Annotated in this window: 22 protein-coding genes; 9 read left to right on the top strand and 13 right to left on the bottom strand. The window is 57.5% G+C overall.

What is annotated here, in order from left to right; genetic code table 11:
- The first annotated feature begins 99 nt into the window (after positions 1-99).
- Positions 100-561: an SRPBCC family protein gene (locus tag IQ241_RS10520; protein ID WP_193906785.1), complete on the top strand. Its 462-nt coding sequence runs from the start codon at positions 100-102 to the stop codon at positions 559-561.
- On the opposite strand, the gene IQ241_RS10515 is transcribed toward IQ241_RS10520, so the two are convergent.
- The 5 genes from IQ241_RS10515 to purN form a co-directional block, all read right to left on the bottom strand.
- Positions 558-1,664: an AI-2E family transporter gene (locus IQ241_RS10515; RefSeq protein ID WP_193906783.1), complete on the bottom strand. Its 1,107-nt coding sequence runs from the start codon at positions 1,662-1,664 to the stop codon at positions 558-560. The genes IQ241_RS10520 and IQ241_RS10515 overlap by 4 nt on opposite strands.
- 15 nt (positions 1,665-1,679) lie before the next feature.
- Positions 1,680-2,414, bottom strand: coding sequence for a photosystem II repair protein Psb32 (gene psb32 / locus IQ241_RS10510; protein WP_193906781.1), 735 nt, complete (start codon positions 2,412-2,414; stop codon positions 1,680-1,682).
- A gap of 59 nt (positions 2,415-2,473) precedes the next feature.
- Positions 2,474-3,328, bottom strand: coding sequence for an alpha/beta fold hydrolase (locus IQ241_RS10505; RefSeq protein ID WP_193906779.1), 855 nt, complete (start codon positions 3,326-3,328; stop codon positions 2,474-2,476).
- Positions 3,328-4,050: a lysophospholipid acyltransferase family protein gene (locus IQ241_RS10500; protein WP_193906777.1), complete on the bottom strand. Its 723-nt coding sequence runs from the start codon at positions 4,048-4,050 to the stop codon at positions 3,328-3,330. Before IQ241_RS10500 ends, IQ241_RS10505 begins: the two co-directional genes overlap by 1 nt.
- Positions 4,051-4,124: 74 nt before the next feature.
- Positions 4,125-4,811, bottom strand: coding sequence for a phosphoribosylglycinamide formyltransferase (purN, locus tag IQ241_RS10495; protein ID WP_193906775.1), 687 nt, complete (start codon positions 4,809-4,811; stop codon positions 4,125-4,127).
- A gap of 146 nt (positions 4,812-4,957) precedes the next feature.
- Here purN and IQ241_RS10490 point away from each other — a divergent pair, with 146 nt between their 5' ends.
- A complete protein-coding gene (locus IQ241_RS10490) occupies positions 4,958-6,685 on the top strand; it encodes a sensor histidine kinase (protein ID WP_193906773.1) in 1,728 nt (575 codons plus the stop codon).
- On the opposite strand, the gene IQ241_RS25500 is transcribed toward IQ241_RS10490, so the two are convergent.
- Complete coding sequence (locus tag IQ241_RS25500) at positions 6,622-6,798, bottom strand: hypothetical protein (RefSeq protein ID WP_228021565.1); 177 nt, start codon at positions 6,796-6,798, stop codon at positions 6,622-6,624. The two genes, IQ241_RS10490 and IQ241_RS25500, sit on opposite strands and share 64 nt — an antisense overlap.
- Between IQ241_RS25500 and IQ241_RS10485 the strand changes: the two genes are divergently transcribed.
- The 3 genes from IQ241_RS10485 to rlmN all read left to right on the top strand — a co-directional run bounded on the left by IQ241_RS10485 (position 6,793) and on the right by rlmN (position 8,948).
- On the top strand, positions 6,793-6,951 hold the full coding sequence (locus tag IQ241_RS10485) for an NfeD family protein (RefSeq protein WP_449369315.1): 159 nt from the start codon (positions 6,793-6,795) through the stop codon (positions 6,949-6,951). The two genes, IQ241_RS25500 and IQ241_RS10485, sit on opposite strands and share 6 nt — an antisense overlap.
- Before the next feature lie 58 nt (positions 6,952-7,009).
- The gene (locus IQ241_RS10480) at positions 7,010-7,786 is read left to right on the top strand and encodes an SPFH domain-containing protein (protein ID WP_193906764.1); all 777 of its coding nucleotides are present in this window, start codon (positions 7,010-7,012) and stop codon (positions 7,784-7,786) included.
- Positions 7,787-7,868: 82 nt separating this feature from the next.
- Entirely contained in the window at positions 7,869-8,948 is a 1,080-nt protein-coding gene (gene rlmN / locus IQ241_RS10475; RefSeq protein ID WP_193906762.1) for a 23S rRNA (adenine(2503)-C(2))-methyltransferase RlmN, read from the top strand.
- An 83-nt stretch (positions 8,949-9,031) separates the two neighbouring features.
- On the opposite strand, the gene IQ241_RS10470 is transcribed toward rlmN, so the two are convergent.
- From IQ241_RS10470 to IQ241_RS10455, 4 genes are all read right to left on the bottom strand, one after another.
- Positions 9,032-9,208 carry a replication restart DNA helicase PriA gene (locus IQ241_RS10470; RefSeq protein ID WP_193906760.1) on the bottom strand — a complete coding sequence of 59 codons (177 nt, stop codon included), beginning with the start codon at positions 9,206-9,208 and terminating at the stop codon, positions 9,032-9,034.
- A 478-nt stretch (positions 9,209-9,686) separates the two neighbouring features.
- On the bottom strand, positions 9,687-10,715 hold the full coding sequence (locus IQ241_RS10465) for an ABC transporter permease (RefSeq protein WP_193906758.1): 1,029 nt from the start codon (positions 10,713-10,715) through the stop codon (positions 9,687-9,689).
- A gap of 7 nt (positions 10,716-10,722) precedes the next feature.
- Entirely contained in the window at positions 10,723-12,441 is a 1,719-nt protein-coding gene (locus IQ241_RS10460; RefSeq protein WP_228021564.1) for an ABC transporter substrate-binding protein, read from the bottom strand.
- 112 nt (positions 12,442-12,553) lie between these two features.
- Positions 12,554-14,386: a M48 family metalloprotease gene (locus tag IQ241_RS10455; protein WP_193906756.1), complete on the bottom strand. Its 1,833-nt coding sequence runs from the start codon at positions 14,384-14,386 to the stop codon at positions 12,554-12,556.
- Between the two features lie 148 nt (positions 14,387-14,534).
- Between IQ241_RS10455 and IQ241_RS10450 the strand changes: the two genes are divergently transcribed.
- Together IQ241_RS10450 and IQ241_RS10445 are read left to right on the top strand one after the other, a co-directional pair.
- Positions 14,535-15,005 (top strand): DUF4079 domain-containing protein, encoded by a 471-nt coding sequence (locus IQ241_RS10450; protein WP_193906753.1) that lies wholly within the window; start codon positions 14,535-14,537, stop codon positions 15,003-15,005.
- A gap of 228 nt (positions 15,006-15,233) precedes the next feature.
- Entirely contained in the window at positions 15,234-16,973 is a 1,740-nt protein-coding gene (locus IQ241_RS10445; RefSeq protein ID WP_193906751.1) for a potassium channel family protein, read from the top strand.
- On the opposite strand, the gene IQ241_RS10440 is transcribed toward IQ241_RS10445, so the two are convergent.
- Genes IQ241_RS10440 through IQ241_RS10430 form a run of 3 tightly spaced genes read right to left on the bottom strand, consistent with a single transcriptional unit; the run spans position 16,939 to position 18,614 of the window.
- On the bottom strand, positions 16,939-17,682 hold the full coding sequence (locus IQ241_RS10440) for a Uma2 family endonuclease (RefSeq protein WP_193906748.1): 744 nt from the start codon (positions 17,680-17,682) through the stop codon (positions 16,939-16,941). The two genes, IQ241_RS10445 and IQ241_RS10440, sit on opposite strands and share 35 nt — an antisense overlap.
- A 59-nt stretch (positions 17,683-17,741) precedes the next feature.
- Positions 17,742-18,269 carry a GIY-YIG nuclease family protein gene (locus IQ241_RS10435; RefSeq protein ID WP_193906746.1) on the bottom strand — a complete coding sequence of 176 codons (528 nt, stop codon included), beginning with the start codon at positions 18,267-18,269 and terminating at the stop codon, positions 17,742-17,744.
- Positions 18,270-18,287: 18 nt separating this feature from the next.
- Positions 18,288-18,614, bottom strand: a complete 327-nt coding sequence (locus IQ241_RS10430; RefSeq protein ID WP_193906744.1) for a hypothetical protein — start codon at positions 18,612-18,614, stop codon at positions 18,288-18,290.
- 364 nt (positions 18,615-18,978) lie between these two features.
- Here IQ241_RS10430 and IQ241_RS10425 point away from each other — a divergent pair, with 364 nt between their 5' ends.
- Positions 18,979-19,950, top strand: a complete 972-nt coding sequence (locus tag IQ241_RS10425) for an Rpn family recombination-promoting nuclease/putative transposase (RefSeq protein WP_193906742.1) — start codon at positions 18,979-18,981, stop codon at positions 19,948-19,950.
- Positions 19,951-20,348: 398 nt separating this feature from the next.
- Positions 20,349-22,841, top strand: coding sequence for a GH116 family glycosyl hydrolase (locus IQ241_RS10420; protein ID WP_193906740.1), 2,493 nt, complete (start codon positions 20,349-20,351; stop codon positions 22,839-22,841).
- The last annotated feature ends 2 nt before the right edge of the window (positions 22,842-22,843 follow it).

Genomic DNA, 22,843 nt, shown 5'->3' with positions numbered 1-22,843 from the left:
GCAAATGGGTAGGCAACATAGCCGCGGTATGGCTGTCCGGTGAAGCCGATCTATGCCAAGATCGAACTGAGGAATTCTGGTCAATCCGATTGGGGCCCGATGGCAGCGCCTAGAGTCTATGAGCATTCTGTCCTGATTCGGGCTAGTGCGACCCAGGTGGAGCGCTGCTTTACCGAGCAAGCGCTGATGCACCGCTGGCTCAATCCGGCGCTGCGCTGCGAGCCCGTCGGAGCCACCTGGAGTACGCAGCTGGGCAGCCAGTTTCGGTTTATGCTTCAGGTCCCGGTTTTGAAGCCCAGCCTGATCAGCACCATAGTCGAACGGGAGCCGGGCTTAGTCGTATGGCAGTTCCAGGGATTCTTTAAAGGCCGCGATCGCTGGGAGTGCCAGCCTGAATCGAACGGCACCCGGCTGCTCAACCGCTTTGAGTTCACCATTCCCAACCCGCTGGTCCGCATTGGCTTCGATCAGTTTGCCGCCGGTTTGACCCAGCAGGATATGAAAGCCCAGCTCCAGCGGCTGAAGCAGGTCGCCGAACGGCTTTCTGGCGAGTTGTCTTAACTGGTCGAAAGAATGCTGTCGGGACTGCCTTCAAGGACAGGCTCAGGGGCGCCTGTGGGTTCGACATCCGGTGAAAGCCGGGCGGCGCGACGACTTTCAAAAATGCTCTTAATTGAGCTGGCCGTCGGCACGGCTAAAACCAGCCCAAGCAGCCCGCCAATTTTGGTTCCAATCAGCAGAGAAATTAAGACCCATACCGGGTTAAGGCCGGTGAAGCGGCCGATCAGCTGAGGCGCGACTGCGTTCTCAATCAGCTGATCTAGCACAACAGCCACGGCGAGCACCCGTACCCCCAGCCAGATACTCTTGAGCGCTGTTAGAAAGCTGACAATGGCAATGCCAACGGGCGTGCCAAAGGGAAAGATGGCTAGAATGCCGACGCCAATCCCAAACAGCAGCCCAAAGGGGACACGAATCAGTAAAAAGGCGATCACCATGGCGGTGCCCATCAGCAGCCCCAGCGTCACCTGTCCGATTAGATAGTTTTGAAAATTCTGCCGAATCAGCGATCGCGTCTGCCGCCAGTCCTCGGGTAGCCATTGGAATAGCCCAGTCCACAGCTTCTCCCCCTGGAGCAGCATATAGAGCGTCAAAACAACCGTCAGCAGCAGCTGAAGCAGACTGCCAATCGCGTCGGGGACCAGGCTCAAGGCGTTGCCGCTAAGGCTCTGAAGCTGGGTTGAAAGCTTACCTTCAAACTCCTCCAGCAGCTTGGGAATGCTAATGGGCAGGCGATGCTCCGCCGCCCAAATCTGAAACGAGGCAAGCTGAGACGTCCCCGACTCCAGCCAGGTCGGCAGCCGCTCGGCCAAGTCGTTGAGCTGCTGGAACAGGAGCGGCACCACTGTGACGCCCAAAATGCTAATGGCCGCGACCGCCAGCAGCAAAACCAGCAGCACCGCCCGCCCCCGGGGCAGTCGCAGCCGACTGAGCCAGCCCACCGGATAGTTCAGCACAAAGGAGAGCAGAACCGCCGTCACCACGATCGTGATCAGCGTCTGGAAGTAGTCTAAAATTTGCAGCGCCACCCAGCCATTTAGTGCCAGCAGCGGCAAGGCCAGCCCCCAGACCATCCAGCGCGGCGTTTGCTCAAGCCATTTCATTCATCCATCCGGTATCTATCCGCCAATCGACTGGTACCAATAATAGGTTGCCATTGGGATGACGGTCGCCGCAATCAGCAGCAACACAACCAAAATAGTCGAGTTGCCGCGATTGGCTTCGGTCTCTTCTGCTGAGGCAAACGTTCCCTCGATCTGCATCCTGTTATCAACCACCGGCGGCCCTGGGTCAGGTTTTCCTGACAGCACTGCCACGAGGCGGTCGGTCGCTTCCAAAAAGGCCTGATTGTATTGATTGTTATTGCGCAGCGGTACCTTCATCGTCTCTTCGGTAACGCTTTCAGCGATGTCTGGCGTCAGCCGATCTGCGGCGGCGCTGCCAACGTGAATGCCAATGTTATTGGTCACGTCGTCTAGCACGATGACTGTCTGTTTGGCGGCCGCCTCTGGGGTTGAGAACCACTGCTGGGCCAGCTGATCGGCAAAGGATTGGGGCGTCTCACCGTAGTCCAGGCGGTGGATCGTGACAAAGCGAACTTCGTTCCCGGTCTGCTCCGCGAGGTCACTCAGCTCACTGCTGATTTTGCCTTCATTTAGCCGGGAAACCTGATTGGCGTCATCGATCAGCCAGGTGTCGCTATCCACCGCAGCGGGCATCTGGTAGACGCCGGTCGCCCAGGCTGGACCGATGAGCGACTGGGTGGATAAAATCGCGATCGCGACTGCAACCAGCCACAGACTAAGGCGATTTAGGGGGCGATTTAGGGCTCGGCTTAAGGATGTTAAAGACATGATTTTATGGCGTCTCAAATGAAACAAGCGCGGCAGATATACAGTTATATATAACTTTACTACTTACTATAGCGGTCATCTGGAGGTCGCGAGGCTCGGATGGAATGAGACTTGGCGTGGGCGTCGATAAAGTCCGCTCGGTGCAAAATTTCATACAGATTAACATCGGTTTCCAGCAAACAGGCATGGCCGCTGTGGGGCAGGACGACCATCTGCGCATTGGGCAGTCGGGAAACCAGCCGCTTACCCTCTTCCTTTGAGGGCAGCAGTCGGTCATTCGCGCCAGTAATCAGCAGCACCGGATGGGTCATCCGCTCCAGCGGCAGCCGCTCTACTGCAAATGAGTTAAGCAACGACATCCGCCAGGCCGCCGTCTTGGCGGGCACCGAATTCATCGCATCCCACAGGGCTTGACGATCGCTGCGACCCATTCGCGCTTGCTCACTCAAAAACGGTACCAGCGCCTTCATCCCTATTCGGTAGAACGACTTCGGAGTCCAGAGGGAAAGGGTCGCCCCCAGCCGCATCCACAGCAGCCGCCGAAAGGAAGAGGCCGGATTGACCAGCACTACCCGCTCAAACAGCTGGGGCGCGTGAGTCAGCACCTGGAGGGCTAGACAGCCACCGAAGGATTCGCCGCACAGGTACACCGAGCGCTGCGACTTCTCCTTCGCTTCCGCAGCAATCAGGTCGCTCACCTGCTGCACCAGCCCGCCCCAGTCGGTCAGGTCCCAGGGGGGAATCGACAGGCAGCGAATATCAAAGCTGCGCTCCAGCCCTGCTAGCTGCGTCCTCAGCAGCTGGCCAGTGCCGTCCATCCCCGGCAAAAAGATGAACAGTGGCGCCTCTGGCCGTACGGGCCGGGGGGTCAAAAATCGAACGGGATTTTCAAACCGAGGTGTTGGCTGTGTCATCAGTCACAACCCTGCTGCAACAGTCCTGCCACTTCTGCTTGACAGGTTTCGGTCAGTTCAGCGGCCAGCGCAGCCGCCTGCTTGCCCTGATAATGCCGCCGGTGCTCATCGGTAATCTGAATCGGCTGCCCGACCAGCAGGTTGACCCGGCGATACAGCACCGCCGGATGCCAGCCCGACTGATCAAACAGCGGTTCAGAGGGGTCAAACCAGCTCAAGACCTGGAGCGGAATCGGGATCCCTTGGGTTTCTTCTAGGGACGCGATCGCCACCGGCAAAATCGACAGCTTGTCAATCGGCGCGCGCAGGGCTAAATGGGCAAAGCCGCGCTGAAATTCACCCACCTGCTGGGGTGAGGTCAGCTGTACCATCGGGTCGGTGCCCTCGGGAAAAATGCCCACGGCCCGATTATCTTTTAGCAGTGCCGTCGATTGCTTGAAAAAGCTGCGACTCCGCTGCCCCGGCCGATCAAGCGGAAAGCCGCCTAGAGCCTTAACCACATCGCGCATCACCGGCACTTCGCCCATGTAGTGGTGGCAGGCAAAATGCACCGGCTGACCGGCCGCAACCATCATCAGCGGCGCATCCAGAAAGCTGCGGTGGTTGCTGACGACCAGCAGCGAACCATGCTTGGGGACCCGCTCCGAATGGTACAGAGAGACCTGAACGCCCAGGGAAAACAGCATCCATCGAGAGAGTTCTATTGGGCTATTCAGAGACATACTGCAGGATTATGAGCAGGGAAAAATTTGGCTGATGAGTCTAATTTAAATCCTTTGAAGAACGAAAATGTATTTCAGCGGATAGATATCGACTCGGACTGCTGGGCTAGCTTTTGAGCCTGCTGCGCTGCTAGGGCGATCGCGAGGGAAAAAATCCGGTGCTCCTGGATCTGAATCCGGGCCTGGAGCTTTTCTGCGCTGTCATCGGGCAGGACCGGAACGGCAGCCTGCATAATAATGGGACCGCTATCCACTTCGAGTTCTACCACATGGACTGTACAGCCGGTGATTTTCACGCCTGCGGTCAGGGCCTGCTCCACCGCCGCCAGACCAGGGAAGCTGGGGAGCAGGCTGGGGTGAATATTGAGAATTTTTTGAGGGAAGGCATCGATCAGTCGCTGGGTAACGCGGCGCATCCAGCCCGCCATGATCACCCAGTCAACCCGGTGCGATCGCAGCACGGCAACGATCGCCTGATCCATTGCGACTCGGGTCTCGTAGGCTCGGTGGTCCAGCAGCACTGCCGGGATTCCCGCCGCCGCCGCCCGCTCGGCGACCTTAGCCGTCGGATTGTTGTAAACCACAACGGTTACCTCGGCGCGCAGCTGCCCCGCCGCGATCGCGGCCAGGATGGCGGAAAAGTTGCTGCCGTTGCCAGAGGCCAGTACGCCTAGCCGTAGCTCCGGCGGCGGCAGCTCGTGGAGGCCGGGTGGCGAGATTAAGCAGTGAGTCGCCGTATCGTTTGCGGACAGCTGGGTCATTTGAAACTGAAATTTCAGTAAAATTTCTGGGACAGTTGTTCTAAGCTAATTCCTATTCTATTGGTGCTCAGCGTGTAGATGGGCGTTCTAAGCTGAGACTGGGAATAGTGAAGGCAGGTCTCCGTTAAATTGCGTATAAATTGCGTATGAAATCCGATTTCATCCCCCCGGCTCAGTCCGCCGCTGCTGTCACTCTCGACAGCCTGGTTGGCGCGATCGCCGCGGCGGTCTATGTCAAGACGGCCCAGCACCATTGGCTCTATGCCAACGAGGCCTGCGGTGCTCTCCTCGGCCAGACCCCCGCTGCGCTGATTGAACTGGGGGAGACGGCCTTTTTATCCGAGGCCGCTGCGCAGCAGCTGAGACAGGATGACGCTGCCTGCTTTGACCGCGGCACAGGCGAGCCCGCTGAACTCGAACTGACGCTTTCATCGGGGTCATCGCGGCGGCTGATTGTCCATCGTGCCCTGCTTCAGCTCGACCAGCAGCCGGTTCTAGTCAATACCCTGGTGGACGTTACCGCTCAGCTGGCGCTGGCTACCCTGACCCAGCTGAATCAGCAGATGCAGCGGGCGCACGCCTCCCTCAGGCAGGAAATCACCGAGGGGCAAACCCGGCTGCAAACCGCCCTGGCCTTTGAAGCGACGCTAAAGCGGGTGACGGATCGCGTCCGCGACAGCCTGGATGAGGCCCAGATTTTGCAGACGGCGATGAGGGAGCTGACCGAAGCCCTCGGCGTCAAGGGGGCAAATACGGCGCTTTATGACCTGGAACAGGGCACCTCAACGATCTATCAGGAATATACAATTGGCCTCCACTCCTCCCAGGGTCGCGTTGCCCAGATGGAAGATTTTCCGGAGGTTTACACACAGCTGCTAGAGGGTCAGTACCTTCAGTTTTGTTCAATTATCCCCAACCCGGTGCGGGGCCATGTCGCGATGTTTGCCTCTCCCATCCTGGATGACCGCGGCGTGCTGGGCGATCTTTGGCTGATTAACGACCCGGAATACGGCTTCAAGGAGCTGGATATTCGCCTGGTGCAGCAGGTGACCAACCAATGCGCGATTGCCATCCGTCAGGCTCGCCTCTATCAGGAGGCCCAGCTCCAGGTGCAGGAACTGGAACGGGTGAATACGCTCAAAGACGACTTCCTGAGTACGGTTTCTCACGAGCTGCGTACCCCCGTCACCAGTATGCGGGTGGCGCTGCAGCTGCTCGGCGTTACCCTCAATCAGGAATTTGACCTCAACGCCGAACTGCAAAAGCCGATGTTAGAGCAGCGTCGCGTGGCCCGCTACTACCGTATTCTGCAAGAGGAATGCGAGCGCGAGATTGGCCTCATCAATGACCTGCTTGACCTCCAGCGACTCGACGTCGGCAATCACCCCATTCTGCCTCAGCCGATCCAACTGTCGGGATGGCTGCCGTCGCTGATGCAGAGCTTCCAAGAGCGAGCGCAAAGCCGTCAGCAAACCCTAGATTTAACCATTCCGGCCGACCTACCCCCGCTAGTTTCAGACCTGTCTAGCCTGGAGCGAATTCTCGCTGAGCTGCTAAATAACGCCTGTAAATATACGCCCCCCGGCGGGGCTATCCGGTTGACCGCTCGGGCCACCGAAGCCAACCGGCTTTGCCTGAGCTTAACCAATACCGGCGTTGAAATTTCTCCCGAAGAGCGCGACCGGATCTTTGATAAGTTCTATCGCATTCCCAGCGCCGATCCTTGGAAGCAGGGAGGTACGGGCCTGGGCCTAGCGCTGGTCAAGCGCCTATTAATGCATCTAGAGGGCGAGATTGGCATCAGCAGCGGTCACGATGCCACCACCTTTTGGGTTGAGCTACCGCAGGCCATTTCGGCAAAGTCGCTATCCTGAATGCTCTGAATAGCCTTTTCAAAGGGCTGGAGCCGCGTCAGGCTGCCGCCATCGTCAAGCGAGCTACGGTCCGCATCCGCATTGCCGCTGGGGGAGTCGGCCAGGTGATGCATGAAGGCGTCCAGTGGAACGCGCGCTGTCCGTCAGAGCATACCGCGATCGCGCCTGGTCGGACCGTTAGCGTTGTCGGGCGGCAGGGTAATAGGCTATTCGTTATGCCGCTGGCGGTTGAGTCCCGTCGCCCGGTAGCCGCGAAACCTTCGTAGCTAGACATTCATAGATCAGCTGTGCTATGCAAAGAGCACCTCTCAGGAGTTTCCATAGATGGGTTCCTCAATCTTAGCCATTCTCTCGCTGATCATTATTGGCTATACCGTTGGCTCAGTGCGTATTGTCAAGCAGGGCAACGAGGCTCTAGTAGAACGGCTGGGCCGATTTAAAACCACGCTCCGACCAGGGCTTAACCTGATCGTTCCGTTTCTAGATACGGTCGTTTTAGAAGATACGCTCCGAGAGCAGACGCTCGACATTAAGCCCCAGACGGCGATCACCCGCGATAACGTCAGCCTCAGCGTAGACGCAATTATTTACTGGCGAATCCTCGATCTGGAAAAGACCTTTTACGCCGTCGAAGATGTGGAATTTGCGATGCAGGAACTGGTTGTCACCTCGCTGCGGTCGGAAATTGGCAAAATGGATTTGCAAAGTACCTTTTCTTCCCGAGAAAGCATTAATAAGGCACTGCTCGACGTGCTGGACGAAGCGACTGAGCCTTGGGGCGTCAAGGTCAACCGGGTGGAGCTTCAGGAGATCAAGCCGCCGCCAGAGGTGATCGAATCGATGCAGCAGGAGCAGGCCGCCGCCATTAAAAAGAAAGCGGCTATTTTAGAAGCTGAGGGCACGGTGCAGTCGATGCGTCTGCTGGCCCAGGCCCTAGACAAAAGTGAGGGTCGGCGCGAAATTCTCAACTTTTTGCTGGCCCAGCGCTATGTTGAAGCCAATCAAAAGATCGGTGAGAGCGATAACTCTAAGGTCCTGTTTATGGATCCCCGTGCCCTCACCGAAGGGCTCGTAGACCTGATGAATGAGGGTGATAACTAGGCCGGCTTCGCCGGGCCGCCGGGCCAGCGCCTACAATGGAGGCTGAAGCCTTACTGAAGCCGCTAAAGCCTTAGAAACCGACATGCCCGCTGTCACTCCTCCCACCGTCTCCCCGATAGAATCGGCCGTCGAATCGGATCGCCTACCGCTACTGGGACAGTCGCTGTCCCAGCTGACGGCCTGGGTGCAGGCCCAGGGGCAGCCCGCCTATCGGGGCAAACAGCTCCACCAGTGGATCTATCGGAAAGGGGCGCGATTGCTCCAAGACATCACCGTCTTTCCCAAACAGTGGCGAGCTGAGCAGGCCGCAGCTGCGATTGGCCGCTCCGAGCTGCACCATCGGGCGGAGGCCCCAGATGGAACGGTCAAGTATCTGCTGCGGCTGGGCGATGGGCATATCATCGAGACCGTCGGCATACCGACCGCCAAACGGCTGACCGTCTGCGTCTCATCTCAGGTCGGCTGTCCGATGGGCTGTGATTTTTGCGCCACGGGCAAAGGCGGTTTTGCCCGCAATCTGGCCCTGCATGAGATTGTCGATCAGGTACTAACGGTGCAGACCGACTTTCAGCAGCGGGTGAGCAATGTCGTCTTTATGGGTATGGGCGAGCCCCTACTTAACGCAGACAGCGTTGTGGCAGCCGTACGCTGCCTAAATCAGGACATCGGCATTGGCCAACGGCAAATCACCGTTTCTACGGTCGGCATTCCAGGACATATCCGCCGTCTGGCCCAGCACCGGCTCCAGGTGACCCTCGCCGTCAGCCTGCATGCGTCTAATCAGGCCCTCCGGACCCAGCTCATTCCCAGCGCCCAGCCCTATCCCTTCGCCGACCTGCTACAGGAATGTCGGGACTATGTCGAGCTGACCGGTCGCCGCGTCACCTTTGAATATATCCTGCTGGCTGGACTGAATGACAGCGCGGCCCAGGCCCAGGAGCTTGCCGCTCAGCTGAGGGGCTTTCAGAGCCACGTTAACCTCATTCCCTATAACCCGATTGTTGAGGTGGACTATAAGCGCCCCAGTCGGCAGCAGGTTCAGACCTTTATGCAGCAGCTCCAGGATTTGGGGATTGCCGTCAGCGTCCGCCAGTCTCGGGGACTGCAAGAAGATGCGGCCTGCGGCCAGCTCAGGGCTTCTCAGTCGGGCCAATCAGCATAAAACTGCGCCCTAGCTTTCACGGGGGCGCAGCATCAGGCAATGGGTTAGTTAAGAAAACCGATTAGCCTGTTCTGAAGATCGGCTCAAGCGGGCAAACCCGGCGCATAGGCCTCAATCACTTTTCCCGTACCGGCACAGGTAATCATCAGGTAGTCGCAGGTCGGGCATTGAGTGCGCACAAGCCGCTCCTGAGTCAGATGGTAGCGTTCTGCGTCGCTGCCGCAGTTTGGGCAATGGACGTGCTGAATAATCGTCGCCATCGTTTTATCCTTCTGTAAAAGGGGCGATGCTCCGGAAGCGGATGACTTGTCTGGCGAAGCGCTGGACGTAAGATTTATTAACATGAATTATTAGATTTATGGGTCGGCTCTTGAGCGATCTGACAGGAAAATGACCTGTGGTCAAGAACAGCACCCGGCTGATGTGGACTTCTCTATTATGTCAAGCATTTCAGACATCCGCAACGAACCAAAGGACAGAAATAGGGCGGGGATCGCCCACTGTCAAACCGATCCCGATGCTGAATGCGACCTACTGCATAGCCCGAAAGCGTTAGGTATCTATGCCCTTTGGCGGTTTTTACTTCGCCTGGAAACAGCCGCCAATTCGGTCAATCTTAAGAAAAGCTGTAGAAACTAAATCCGCTAAAAACGATGTCAGTCTCTCATATTAGGTGTCAAATCAGTGACCATAGATCTTCGCAGTTCTGCGGATGATCCCCCCTGTTTCCCATCCCAACTAATACCGAATCCGAGGATCTACGTAGGCGTTCAAAATATCAATCAGGATGCTAACAATTGCCACAATACCGCCAAAGAAAACCATCAGCCCCTGCACCACCGGATAGTCGCGCTGGGAGATCGCCTCAAACAGCCGATTCGCCAGCCCCGGCCAGGAAAAAGTCACCTCCGTCAGGACGGCACCGCCTAGCAGCGAGGCAAAGGTGAGACCCAGGATTGTAATCACCGGAATCATGGCGTTCCTCAGGGCATGCACCGTGACGATACGGAATTCGGGAATGCCCCGCGCCCGGGCCGCTTCCACATAGTCAGCCTGGAGAGTTTGCTTCAGGTTGACCCGCACAATCCGCTCGAAGACGCCGCTGATCAGAATGCCCAGGGTCAGGCTAGGCAGGGCCAGGTAGTAGAGCGTGGTGCCAAACTGAGCCAGACTACCGTGCAGCAGGCTGTCGAGCAGGTATAGCCCGGTCGGCCCTGGCGGAGGCGACTGCCCTAAAGGAAAGCGTGTGCCAATCGGGAACCAGCGCAGCTGAACGGCAAACAAAAGCTGCAAGAGCATTCCAAACCAGTACATCGGCACAGCGTAGGTGATGATCCCAAACAGCCGCCCACCCGCATCCAGCGGCGTATTCGGTCGGGATGCCGCGATCGCGCCCACCGTCAGCCCCACTACCGCCGCGATCAGCAGCCCGCACAGGGTCAGCTCCACCGTGGCCGGAAAGTGGGCTCGGATAATCTGCCAAACCGTTTGTCCCTGGCTGGTCAGGGAGCTGCCCAGGTCAAGGTTGAGCAGCTTGCCCAGGTAGTTGAAATACTGCTGCCAGAGGGGCGCGTCGAGGCCCAGCTGCGATCGTAGTGCCGCCTTCGCCGACTCCGGGGCCCTGGGACCCAGCAGCGCATCCACTGGGTCGCCAGGGGTCGCCCGCATCAGCAAAAACACAACAGTTGTAATCGTCCAGATCATCAGCGGTGCCAGCAGCAGCCGCGATAGGACGTAAATCCGCAGCGCGTTAGAGCGCGTCGCCATTGGTCAGCTACCCTTCTTTACTAATTTGCCAGAGCAGGAACTGCTGGTTGGGCTCTATGCCGACGCCTTCAATACCGCTTTGGGCAAACACATAGTCCTTGTTCTGCCACAGCGGGATATAGGGCACATCTTCCGCCATCAGCTGTTGGAGGTCCTCGAACAGCTCGTCGCGTTTCGACTCGTCCAGCTCAGCACTTTGCTCTGAGAGCAGCTCATTGGCCTGGTCGCTGTAGTAGAAGGAGCCGTTGCCCTGGGTCGCACCTTCTTCGCACAGACCCGACGCTGAGCCCTGGTCACAGCTGAGGAAGGGCTGCACGAAGTTATCCGGATCGAAGTAGTCGGGATACCAGTTGGACAGCACGCTGGGATAGACGCCCTTCTCGACGTTTTCCCACAGGGTTGCGCCTTCAGCCGTGCTGACGGTGACATTGACCAAACCCGGCAGGCTTTGCTCAATCGATTCCTTCATCGTATTGGCCACGACGCTGCGAGTCGTTGAAGCTGAGGGATACCAGATTTCAAACTCCAGCGGGTTGGCCTCGCTGATTCCGGCTTCGCTGAGGAATTGCTTGGCCTGGTCATAGTTGCCGTCGCCGTAGGCTTCCTCGAACACCGGCTCATAGACTTCAAAGCTTTTCGGAATGAGGCTGTAGAGCGGCTCGGCCTGCCCCTGAAAGGCCCGCTGGTTAATCAGCTCGCGATCGACCATGGAGGCGACGGCCTTACGTACGTTAAGGTCGTCAAACGGGGCAATTTTCTGGTTGAGCGACATGTAGTTGACGACGGTAGAACCCGCTTCGATCACCTGCCAGCCGCCCGAGTCGGCATCTCTTTCAAGACTGGCGATCTGCTCGGGGTCGAGAGTCTGGTAGGCCACGTCCAGGCCACCCGATAGAAAGGTGTTGTAGAGGTTTGCCGGGCTGGTGAAAATCTGAATATCAATGCCCTGGTTCTCAGGCGCTTCGCCCCAATAGTCTTCGTAGGCGTCGAGCTTAATCACGTCACTGCTGAAGGAGGCCAGCTTGTAGGGACCCGAGCCCACGAAGGTATCCGGCTGAAAGCTGCCTTCGGCCACTTCGTACTGGTCGGGTGGAACCGGCGTCACACCCCAAAAGGTGAGCAGCGACGGAAAAGCGGCGAAGGGCTGCTTCAGCGTGATCGTCAGCTCATAGTCACTCGTTGCCTCGACCGACTCAATCTTTTCGGACAGTAAGAAGGCAGGCCGTCCCCCATTTTCCATGAACCGCTCGATGGAAAAGGCCATGACTTCAGCGGTAAACGGCGTGCCGTCATGCAGCGTCACGTCCTCCCGCAGGGGAATTGTATAGGTCAGCCCGTCTTCGCTGATGTCGGGCATCTCCGTCGCCAGCTGCGGCGTCAGCTCCGTGGTGCCCGGCTCGTAAGTATAGAGCCGGTCGCCCATGTTGTAGAGCAAAATGCCGGGAAAAATTTCGTAGGCGTCGGCGGGATCTAGCGTTCGGGCCGTGAGCGTGGTACCGATGGCAACGCGATCGCTCGCTTCACCGGCCGCGCCCCCGGCCGAATCCGCAGACTCATTTGCCTGCCCGCCACAGCTCACGGCCAGCAGCAGACACAGGCTGAACAACCCAGCATACTGACCCCATCGAAACAGACGGCGGCGAGAAAAGGGCTGCCGGGCCAGCAATCGGAGCCAGCGCAGCCCCGTATTCACAGATGAGAACATCGGCTTGGTCAATTGCTTCATCGTCTAAACAATAGGCCAATTCTAAGGTTTAGACTGACATTTTGAGTAATTAACTGCCTGAAGGCGGTGCGATCGCGATCCAGTTAGTCGCTAAGTCTGTCGATTGCGCTGCCTAAGGCTCGAGTTGCTCGTCCGCTTCGGCTTCAGGCTGCGAAGATTCAGATTCAGCGTCTAGCAGCTCATCCAAAGGCGACTTTTCACCCGCTTCTTCCGCCTCTTGGGCAGCCAGTTCAGCTTCGACCAGGGCCTGAATCGCCTCGTGGCGGGCGACCCCCTCGTAGGCATAGCGGTTATAGCCGCCCCGCTCGACTAGAGCAAGCAGGTAGTCCACTCGGTTCTGCGGCGAAGGATGAGTTCTAAACCAGGAGATGCCGCCTCGGTTTTCTTCCTTTTCATTTAGGGTAACCATCAGGTGATAGAGGCCATCCGCCGCGTAGCCGCTAGCCGCCAGGATCTGGGTGCCCACCACGTCGGCCTGGCGCTCCATCTGGCGGGAGTAGTCAGCCAGGAAAAAATTGGTCGCCAGGCCCGACAGCGGCAGGTACTGGGCGACACTGCTGGTCAGGTTGCCCTGGGTCACCAGCTGAAAGCCGTGGGAAAGGACGGCGTGGGATAGCTCATGGGCAATCAGCCCCGCCAGCTCGGCTTCAGAACGCGTATCCAGGATCGCTCCGGCGTTAAGAAACACCTTACCGCCGGGCAGAGCAAAGGCGTTCAGGTTACGGTCAAGGATGACGTAAAACTCGTAGTCAAACTCCTCTCGACCAGCCACCGCCGCCAGCTCCTGACCCAGTTCGCGCACGTAGGCCAAGACTTCTTCATTTTCCAGCATCGGCAGCTGCGACTGGGCCTGCTCTGAAACGCGCCGGCCGATGGTGCTTTCCCCCTGGAGCAGGATGATGGCGGATTCGGCGGCGGTAAAGGGACCCAGGATGCTGCCGGTGAGGGCATAGCCGACGACGCCGGTGAAGACGTTTGCGATCGCGTTAGTCTGCAACCGCGATCGCGTCCGCCGCTTGAACCGCTCCAGGTTCTCCGCTGCCTGAGCGGTCTGCTGCTCGGCAGTCGGATGCTCCGGATTGAGCGCAGCAAACTGCCGCCCGGCAATCGAGGCTTCCAGCCACTGCTCCTGGGCCATCATCAGCTCAACTTGGGCCGCCAGCAGCTCGGGGGCTGCCGGATACTGGGTCAGGGCCTGCTCCAGCACCTGCTCCGCGGCTTCTGGCTGGTCATAGCGCTGGAGCACTTCGGCGTAGCGCAAATGGCCCGGAGTGAAGGCCGGATATTCTTCGGTCAGCAGCGCTAGCGATACCAAAGCCTGGGATTCGCGATCATTGGCAATACCGGCGTTTGCTTCTCGCCAGTAGACGGCGGCAGCAGGGGAGAGCTGTGCCTCGTCGCTAAACGGCTCAGGAGGCAGGTCAGCCTCAGCAGCAGCCTCACCTAATTTGGCAGTGCGGTAGAGCGCCTGGGCAGCGGCAATGTCGCCCGCTTCATAGAGCCGGTCGGCTTCAATCAGGCGCTCCCGCCGCAGCTGGGCCGCCGCTTCTGCTTCAGGATCGACATCGGTAGCGGATTCTTCAGGCTGCTCTGGGCCATCAGCTGTGGCATCTTCAGAATCCTCCGCAGGCACATTTTCAGACTCTGACGAAGATTCTTCGGAATCCTCGTCAGGCATGTCTTCAGAATCCTGAGTTAGCAGAGTCTCAGAATCTGCCTCTAGCTCCGAATCTAGAACCTCACCGACGGTAGCTTCATCCCTTGCCGATTCAGGGTTGGGGGCATCGTCCTCAATCGTCAGCAGCTCAGCTGGGTCAGAATTGGGCGTCGTCGGCTCCAAAAAATCCTCAGCGGTCTGCCCCAGCACTGGGAAAACGCTGCCCACCGTCAGGGCTAGCAAAAATCCGGTCGGCAGGGCCAGCAGAAAGGGTTTGGGTAATTTCATTGTAAAAAGCGTCAGGGGAAAATTCTGGAGAAACTATTTCGGACAAAACGCACAGGCAGCAGGAGAGTATTACGCTCAGCAGGAAACAGGCGAACCGAATATACTGATCTCTGGGTCAACAATAGATAGCAATTGCTCTGAAGCCATCATGAATTCCGATACGTTTGAGTCCATTAAGCCCTGGCTTAATTTTATCCACCCCACTTTAATGTGGGGGGTTTTAGCAGTGACAGTTTACGCCGCCTATCTGGGCTGGCAGCATCGGCGCACTCGCCTAGCCGAAGGCGATGAGAAGAAAGCGCTGATCAAAGGCAAATTTGGCACGCGTCACCACCGGTTGGGGTCGGCAATTCTGGCCTTCATGGTGCTCGGCACCCTCGGCGGCATGGCCTCGACCTATATCAATAACGGCAAGCTATTCTTAGGCCCGCACCTGCTAACCGGGCTAAGTATGACGGGACTGATTGCCGTTTCAGCTTCGCTCGTACCCTTCATGCAGAAAGGCAATAACGCTGCCCGCTATACCCATATTACGTTAAACACGATTTTGGTCGGGCTATTTGGCTGGCAGGCGGTGACTGGCGTGCAAATCGTACAGAAAATTCTGGAGAAGTTCTAGCTGCTTGTCATCTTCTGTCCTTCCTATGGCTTGCTGCCTGTAGCTACCGGCTTTCCCGATCAGAGTCGGATGCGCTTCAGGCCGCGCTATGCTAATTTTTGTGCAGATTTGGCCAGAGCGGTACCCGTCGATACCTCTGGGAATGCTGAAGTCGGCTATTCGTAAAATTGCTCGGTTGCGTCCGCGAATGGAGCAGGTGCGCCGATTCAGAAATTCAGAGGAGGGACCATGCAGCCTCAGGTGATTGTCTGCGGCTTAGGCCGTACCGGCTATCGCATATTCTGCCTGCTGCGGGAGCAGGGCGTTCGCGTAGCGGGAATTAGCGATCGCGCCATGCCCCACGAGGCAGACGGCGATATCGTGGTCGGCGACAGTCGGATCGAGCAAACCCTGGTGCAGGCAGAGATCTACGCAGCCCAGACGCTGGTGCTGGCCAGCGCCGACGACAGTATCAATCTGGCCGTCCTCACCCAGGCCCGGCTGCTCAACCCGCGCATTCGGATTATTAACCGGCTGTTTAATAATCAGCTTGGAATTCGGCTCGACCAGACCCTGCCCGACCATATCTCGATGAGCGTTGCCGCGCTAATCGCACCAATTTTTGCCTTTGCGGCCATGGGCAACCGGGCCATCGGGCAGCTCCAGATCTTCGATCAGATCTGGCCGATTATCGAGGAGGAAATTACCGAGCAGCATCCCTGGCGAGGTCGGCTGATTACCGACATTTGGGAAGACCTCACCCGCATTTATATTGCCTACCAGCCTGCTCAGGGCTCAACCAACCTGGGCGCGGCAATTCGAGAGGGCAAGGTATTGCAGCCGGGCGATATGCTGATTTTAGCCCAACAGCCCACAGTTCGGCGGTCGCAGCGATCGCTAAAGCAGTCTCTGCGACGCTTCAGCAGCGGCATCATTCAGTTCCGCCGCCGCAGCCGCTCAGTGCTGCTGGTGCTGCTGGCGCTGCTAGTGACGATTGGGGTGGCGACGACCACCTACGTTAGCAATGAAACCGGCACCTCCGTGATTGACGCCCTATACTTCTCGGTGGGCATGATTACCGGGGCGGGCGGCCAGGAAAAGGTGGCCGAGAACGCGACGGCGGCGATCAAGCTGTTCACCGCGATCATGATGCTGGTAGGAGCAGGGGTCGTCGGCATTTGCTATGCCCTGCTGAATGACTTTATTTTAGGGACGCATCTCCAGCATATCTGGACGGTCACCCGCTATCCCCAAAGCCGCCACTGCATCGTCTGCGGCCTGGGCGGGGTCGGCATTCGAATTGTCGATCAGCTTAAGTCTCTGGGCGATGAGCTGATCGCGATTGAGCATAATCCCAACGGGCGCTTTCTGGGAGCAGCGAGATCGCGCCACATTCCGATCATTATCGGCGATGCCAGCGTGCCTGAAACGCTGCAAACCGCCAACATTGAGCAGGCCGACGCGCTGCTGGCGGTGACCAGCAACGATAGCATCAATCTAGAAATTGCGATCACGGCTAAGAGCATTGCCCCCAGCCTGCCGGTATTCGTGCGCGTCCATGACCCCCACTTTGCCCGCCAGATTCAGCAGGTGTTTGAATTTGACATGGTGATGAGCCCGACCGAGCTAGCTGCCCCCGCCTTTGCCGCAGCGGCAATCAGCGGTCGGATTTTTGGCGACTGCATGACCCGGGAAGGACTGTGGGTTGCGATCGCCACCCTAATCACGCCCAACCACCCCTTTCATAACCGTGTCCTCAAAGAGGCAGCTGCCACCGAGCAGTTTTCTCCCCTCTATGCGGAAGTCAAGACAAAGCGTGTCCACGGCCAGGCGCTATTAGAAATGGTCATGCTCAGCGATACCGTCCTGTACCTGATGATGCCCGCCAACCGCTGGGAAAACCTCTGGGCTAGTCGCTCCGAGCGCGTGCTGCCGATCACGTCAGAAAATCGGCTCAGCCCTCGTCCAAATCTTGAGATTGCCGAGTAATCTGCTCGCGCAGCCGGGCTAATTCCTGCTCAGCCGCCTCGGCCCGCTGGCGCTCCTGCTCGGCCTTTTCTGCGCTCCATAGCAGCAGATTGCCTGCCTCATCCCACCAGCGCAGCCAGTTCGTCGGCTTCTGTCCCAGCCGTGAGCCGTGCCAGATCCCGAGCCACAGGCCCAGTTCTGGAATCCAGTAGCGCCCCTGGTCATTGGCCTGACGCTCTCGGTACTGACCCGCTTCCAGCCCCAGGACCCGGAGTTCCACATCGTAGGGGTTAAAAATGGCGTAGGTCGGCACCTGAAGAATGTTTTCGTAGAAGAAAAGCTTGCCGTAGGGAAAGAAGGGCCGGACTGAAAATTCGCTCTCTTCAGTATCTGATAGAAACTCCATGACGATCGCCACCGGGTCGCCCTGCCGGTGAGGTGTATAGCTGCGCCGAATCGTCTGGGTCGGCAGCGGCTCCGCTCGGGGAACGTAGAACCAGTCCGGTGCTTTGACCACGGTTTCTTCGTTCACTCTGGCCACTAGGCCAAAGTTTGACCCGATTAGCATCTCGGGCCGAATCAGACCGGCTTCACCCAGGGCGTCGGTCAGCGCGGCGGCTAGATAGGGCTGTTGAATATTTTCCACGGGGTCATCCGGCAGGATGTAGTCGTCCGGCAGCGCTTCCCATTCAATCTGGAGCGGCTTTGTCCGAGAAATTTGCAGAACCATGGTGGACTCTCTGGCGACGCTAGCTCTATGATATCGGCAATAAAACGCACTCTATAGCGCTACTTCAGGTCTAGCAGCCCGTCTTCCTTCAGCTTGGGGTTAAATCGCAGCTCCATCTGCACGCCGCGAGCCTTGAGCTTCTCTAGCAAGTCAGCTTCAATCCGGCGGGCGATCTGTTTCATAATTTTCACCCGCCCCAGGCCATCGCTCTTATCTTCGGCCACAATTTCAGCCGGGGTCATCAGGGCTCTGACGTCGATCGGCTTTTCCCAGGCGTCGGCCCGCTCGCCGTTGCCAGGCGGCACTGACCCATTTTCAGCAATCCAGGCATCGCGAATCTCGTTTAGCTCGGTGCGGCTGGGGCGCTTAACCGGATGGACCTTCACCCAGTAGCAGGCTTCGGGCTGACGAATCAGGTGCTGCTTCAGGCTGGCGGCAACATCGCGAGAAATCCCGACATATTGCAGCGTTTGGCCTTCGTCATAGATAGCATAGATGCCGATCACGCCTGCAAACTCGGTGGCAATCTGGCCGTCTGGAGTGAGGTAGGGATGAAAAGGAAGCGTACTTAAAGACGGAGCGGGCATAAAAGGCAAGCTTAATAGTTATCGGGCAACTTTTCGATAGATCGCGCAGAGGCGGTTCGGGCTAAAAATCTTCGCTTTAAACATGAATGTCGGCGGCACGTTAATCACCGCATAGTCTGGCGACTCATGGTAGGGCTCAAATTCGGCAGCCATCCCCTTGGGGGTGGCAGTGGTATAGGGTACCGGCTTGAATAGCTTGTGGGTAAATTCGACCTGGCTAGCGCCGGTTTCCTGGCAGACCTGAGCGCAGAAAGATTCGCTCGTCAGCAGGGCAAATAGGGCGGTCTGCGCCTCTGGAGAAAGGCTAAAGCGGCTGTCTGCCTGGTCAATGATGCGAATGCGCATAGGAAAGCAAATAGATAAGATAGAGCGATCGCTGAACGAACCGTAAGATCAGCCTATAGTGAAAGGTGAGGTTCTGTCAGCTCTGAGCGGGGTTTGTTCGTTAAGATTCTTGAGCTCAGACGCTGCGCGATCGCGCCTCCACCCCACCCCCCGACAGCGCTATGAAAACCGTCCGAGAACTCGTCAGCATTGCTATCTTCTTCAGTCTAATCGCCTTCATTGGCTGGAACCTAACTCAGCTCGGGCTGCTGGCTTTAGCAAATTACGGGCCATCTTGAGCCATCCTTCGAAGCTGCTCGTCGGAGGATTGCGATAAGCTGATAGAGCGTCGTTCTCAGTATTTTGATTAACCCGCTTCCCCAACATGGTTTATCAGCTGCCAGATATCTACATCGACCTGCTGACGGACTTTGGCTTTAAGCGCGTCTTTGGCACCGAGCCCAATAAGCGACTGCTGATAGACTTCTTGAACACGCTTCTGCCAGACTATCATCGCATCCAAGACCTGACATTCAAGAACAGCGAGAACCAGGGCAATACCCTGATTGACCGCAGAGCCATTTTCGATATCTACTGTCAGGCAGAGTCTGGAGAACGTTTCATCGTCGAAGTGCAGAAGGCCAAGCAGGATTTTTTCAAAGACAGAAGCGTCTTCTATGCCACCTTCCCAATTCAGGAGCAGGCCCAAAAAGGCATTTGGAACTATGAGCTAACGGCGGTCTACAGCGTCGGCATCCTGGATTTTATCTTTGACGATCACAAGGACGAACCCGACCTGCTGCATACGGTAGAGCTGAAGAATCAGCACTGCGACGTCTTTTATAAGAAGCTGAGGTTGATCTATATCGAGCTGCCCAAGTTCACCAAGACCCTGGAAGAGTTAGAGACACATTTCGACAAGTGGCTATATCTGTTTAAGCATCTAGCCCAGCTCGAGGAGCCGCCTGAGAAGCTGCAGGAAGGGGTGTTTAACGAGCTGTTTGAGGTCGCCGAGATTGCGAATTTCTCACCGGATGAACAAAACAGCTATCAAAGCAGCCTGAAGAATTACCGTGACATGTACAACATTACGAACTCCCTGCGTCAGGAGGCTAGGGAAGAGGGAAGGCAAGAGGGCAGACAGGAGGGTAGAGAAGAAGGTAGACAGGAGGGTAGAGAAGAAGGCAGACAGGAAGGCAGACAGGAAGGCAGACAGGAAGGCAGACAGGAAGGCAGACAGGAAGGCAGAGCGGAGAGCCAGCAGCAAATTGCTAAAAGGCTAAAAGCGGCAGGTATGTCTCCACAGGACGTCGCCAGTTATACAGGATTGGCCGTTGACGAGGTCGATGCGCTCTAGCGGAGAATTGGCGATCGCGCTTTCAAGCCGTAATGGAAACGGCAAATCCTCAACGCTGAATGGGTTATCCGCCAGCAGGCGGAAGTGATCGGGCCGGTCCGAGTGAGCCCCGATAAAGGGGAAAGAGATCGCTGGGTCATTGCTGGAATTACCGTCAAGCAGCTCTGCTACCGCGCCATCTACGACAATAAATGGGGCAAACAGAGGAGACCCGGCTTCGAACCGGGCGGCGAGCTGGGTTATCGCGCGATCGCGCGATCAATAAAAACGATCTGGCTAGCCGCTGGCAGTGAAGTTCCCGATGGTATAGTCTCTAGAAACATAAAGCGCGCTCGTCCCCTCTGTTCAGTACTATGGACAGTCAGCCCTACCCAAAATAGCATTCATTTCCAGATTTTATGACCTTGCCTGATCCCTTTATTCCCGACTGCGCATGGCAAAGGCCAATTGGCGCAGGTTGGGAAACGCCCTATGTTGTCCGCTACGCCAGCAACTTGGATGACGGCCCAGGCCATGGTGTTCCCCTCGGCGGCTTTGGCGCGGGCTGTATCGGTCGAGCCCCCAGCGGCAGTTTTAACCTGTGGCATCTGGACGGCGGCGAGCATGTGTTTGCAATCTTTCCGGCCTGTCAGTTCAGCGTCTTTGAGCAGACAGAAGACCGGCAGCAGGCCTACGCAATGTCCACCGAGCCCCCAACCGATGGCAGCCTTTCCGAATGGGAGTTTTACCCGGCTAACTCTGCGAGTACCTATCACGCCCTATACCCTCGCAGCGGATCTACCTATCGCGGTGTTTTTCAGACCGAGCTGAGCTGCGAGCAGTTTTCTCCTATCTGGGCCGATAACTATCAAGAGGCGAGCTATCCAGTGGCGGTCTTCGTTTGGACGGCCCATAATCCTACCGATCGGTTGATTACGCTAAGCCTAATGCTGAGCTGGCAAAATATGGTGGGCTGGTTTACCAATGCCAATCCCTCGCCCACGGTACAGCAGCGGGATGACGGCAGCCCTTTTTATAAATACCAGCCCCGGCTGGGGAAGAGCGCAGGCAATTTCAACCAGCGGATTGTCCAGGCCGACCGGGTGACCTGCGTGATGGATGGTGACTGGTCAGGGGAACCTGCCGAGGGGCAGGGACAGTTTTGCATCGCAACAAGACCGTTCGAACAGGGCGAAATCTTCTACCATAGCCGCTGGAATCCAGCAGGAGATGGGAGCGACCTCTGGCAGTCATTTTCCCAGTCTGGGACGCTGCCGAATTTAGCGGATGAAATGCCTGCCGCTGCGGGCGAACAGGTGGGCGGCGCGATCGCAGTCAAATTCACCCTATCCCCTGGCGAAACGGCAGAAATTCCCTTCGTCCTGACCTGGGACCTGCCGGTGACTGAATTCGCGGCCGGGAAGCAGGCCTACCGCCGCTACACTGATTTCTTTGGCCGCAGCGGTCGGAATGCCGAAGCCATGGCCGCGATCGCGCTTACCAAATATCCCAGCTGGCAGCAACAAATCCAGCAGTGGCAGCAGCCCATCCTCAACCGGTCTGACCTGCCCGACTGGCTGAAAATGGCGCTATTTAACGAACTCTACGACCTGACCAGCGGCGGCACGCTTTGGTCCGCCGCCAGTGAAACCGACCCAATCGGCCAGTTCGGCGTCCTCGAATGCTTTGACTACTGCTGGTACGAAAGCTTAGATGTGCGGCTGTATGGCGGCTTTGCCACCCTGATGCTGTGGCCCGAGATTGAGAAGTCCGTCATCCGCGCCTTTGCCCGAGCGATTTCAGCCGAGGACAGCCGACAGCGGATTATTGGCTACTACTACACGATTGGCGAGGGCGAACATTGGGCTGCCCGCAAGCTTCGAGGGGCCACGCCGCACGATTTAGGTGCGCCAAACGAGCATCCCTGGCAGCAGACCAATTACACCAGCTATCAAGACTGCAACCAGTGGAAAGACTTACCCAGCGATTTTGTTATTCAGGTCTATCGGGCCTTCGTCATGACCGGCGAAACCGACGTTGACTTTTTGGCAGACTGCTGGCCCGCCGTGGTCGAAGCGCTGGCCTATCTGAAGCAGTTTGATCGGGACGGTGACGGTATGCCCGAGAACGGCGGTGCCCCCGACCAGACCTTTGACGACTGGCAGCTTAAGGGCGTCAGCGCCTACTGCGGTGGACTGTGGCTGGCGGCTTTGGAAAGCGCGATCGCGATCGGCAACCAGCTCCAGCAGCATTCTCGCGGCAGTGGCAATCTGGCTATCCTACTGGCCCAATATCGCCGCTGGGCCGACCAGGGCCGCGTCGTCTTTCAGAACAAGCTTTGGAATGGCCAATACTACCGGCTCGATACCGGCAGCGGCGCTGACGTGGTGATGGCTGACCAGCTCTGCGGCCAGTTCTTTGCCCGGCTGATGGGGCTGCCCGACATTGTCGAACCCGAGTTTACTGAATCGGCGTTAGAAGCTATCTACGACGCCTGCTTTGTCAAATTCAACCAGTACGCCCAGCACCATACTGCTCCTCAAAATCAAAAGTTCGAAGGCGCTCAAGCGGGTTTCTTTAGCGCTGCCCAGCTCGGCCTTAGCATCGGCGCAGCCAACGGCGTTCGCCCCGACGGTTCGCCCCAGAACCCCGACGATACCCACCAGCTAGAGGTCTGGACAGGCATCAATTTTGGCCTAGCTGCCTTTTTCGCCCAGATGGGCAAACGAGACGCAGCGCTAGAAATCACCGCCGCCGTCGTTCAACAGATTTACCAGCATGGCCTCCAGTTCCGCACCCCCGAAGCGATTACGACAGTCGGCACCTTCCGCGCCTGCCACTACCTCCGCCCGATGGCCATTTGGGGGCTCTACGGTGCCTTGACTGACTGGAGAATGGAGTTAACCCGATAAGT

Source organism: Vasconcelosia minhoensis LEGE 07310, assembly GCF_015207255.1.
GTDB classification, from domain to species: Bacteria; Cyanobacteriota; Cyanobacteriia; order Phormidesmidales; family Phormidesmidaceae; genus Vasconcelosia; species Vasconcelosia minhoensis.
Note: the sequence above shows the minus strand (reverse complement) of the source record. Positions and strands in the feature narration are given on the sequence as shown.

Coding starts and splice junctions, on each gene's coding strand:
- IQ241_RS10520 (WP_193906785.1), top strand. CDS start 100: ATGGCAGCGCCTAGAGTCTATGAGCATTCTGTCCTGATTCGGGCTAGT.
- IQ241_RS10515 (WP_193906783.1), bottom strand. CDS start 1,664: ATGAAATGGCTTGAGCAAACGCCGCGCTGGATGGTCTGGGGGCTGGCC.
- psb32 (WP_193906781.1), bottom strand. CDS start 2,414: ATGTCTTTAACATCCTTAAGCCGAGCCCTAAATCGCCCCCTAAATCGC.
- IQ241_RS10505 (WP_193906779.1), bottom strand. CDS start 3,328: ATGACACAGCCAACACCTCGGTTTGAAAATCCCGTTCGATTTTTGACC.
- IQ241_RS10500 (WP_193906777.1), bottom strand. CDS start 4,050: ATGTCTCTGAATAGCCCAATAGAACTCTCTCGATGGATGCTGTTTTCC.
- purN (WP_193906775.1), bottom strand. CDS start 4,811: ATGACCCAGCTGTCCGCAAACGATACGGCGACTCACTGCTTAATCTCG.
- IQ241_RS10490 (WP_193906773.1), top strand. CDS start 4,958: ATGAAATCCGATTTCATCCCCCCGGCTCAGTCCGCCGCTGCTGTCACT.
- IQ241_RS10485 (WP_449369315.1), top strand. CDS start 6,793: ATGCATGAAGGCGTCCAGTGGAACGCGCGCTGTCCGTCAGAGCATACC.
- IQ241_RS25500 (WP_228021565.1), bottom strand. CDS start 6,798: ATGCATCACCTGGCCGACTCCCCCAGCGGCAATGCGGATGCGGACCGT.
- IQ241_RS10480 (WP_193906764.1), top strand. CDS start 7,010: ATGGGTTCCTCAATCTTAGCCATTCTCTCGCTGATCATTATTGGCTAT.
- rlmN (WP_193906762.1), top strand. CDS start 7,869: ATGCCCGCTGTCACTCCTCCCACCGTCTCCCCGATAGAATCGGCCGTC.
- IQ241_RS10470 (WP_193906760.1), bottom strand. CDS start 9,208: ATGGCGACGATTATTCAGCACGTCCATTGCCCAAACTGCGGCAGCGAC.
- IQ241_RS10465 (WP_193906758.1), bottom strand. CDS start 10,715: ATGGCGACGCGCTCTAACGCGCTGCGGATTTACGTCCTATCGCGGCTG.
- IQ241_RS10460 (WP_228021564.1), bottom strand. CDS start 12,441: ATGAAGCAATTGACCAAGCCGATGTTCTCATCTGTGAATACGGGGCTG.
- IQ241_RS10455 (WP_193906756.1), bottom strand. CDS start 14,386: ATGAAATTACCCAAACCCTTTCTGCTGGCCCTGCCGACCGGATTTTTG.
- IQ241_RS10450 (WP_193906753.1), top strand. CDS start 14,535: ATGAATTCCGATACGTTTGAGTCCATTAAGCCCTGGCTTAATTTTATC.
- IQ241_RS10445 (WP_193906751.1), top strand. CDS start 15,234: ATGCAGCCTCAGGTGATTGTCTGCGGCTTAGGCCGTACCGGCTATCGC.
- IQ241_RS10440 (WP_193906748.1), bottom strand. CDS start 17,682: ATGGTTCTGCAAATTTCTCGGACAAAGCCGCTCCAGATTGAATGGGAA.
- IQ241_RS10435 (WP_193906746.1), bottom strand. CDS start 18,269: ATGCCCGCTCCGTCTTTAAGTACGCTTCCTTTTCATCCCTACCTCACT.
- IQ241_RS10430 (WP_193906744.1), bottom strand. CDS start 18,614: ATGCGCATTCGCATCATTGACCAGGCAGACAGCCGCTTTAGCCTTTCT.
- IQ241_RS10425 (WP_193906742.1), top strand. CDS start 18,979: ATGGTTTATCAGCTGCCAGATATCTACATCGACCTGCTGACGGACTTT.
- IQ241_RS10420 (WP_193906740.1), top strand. CDS start 20,349: ATGACCTTGCCTGATCCCTTTATTCCCGACTGCGCATGGCAAAGGCCA.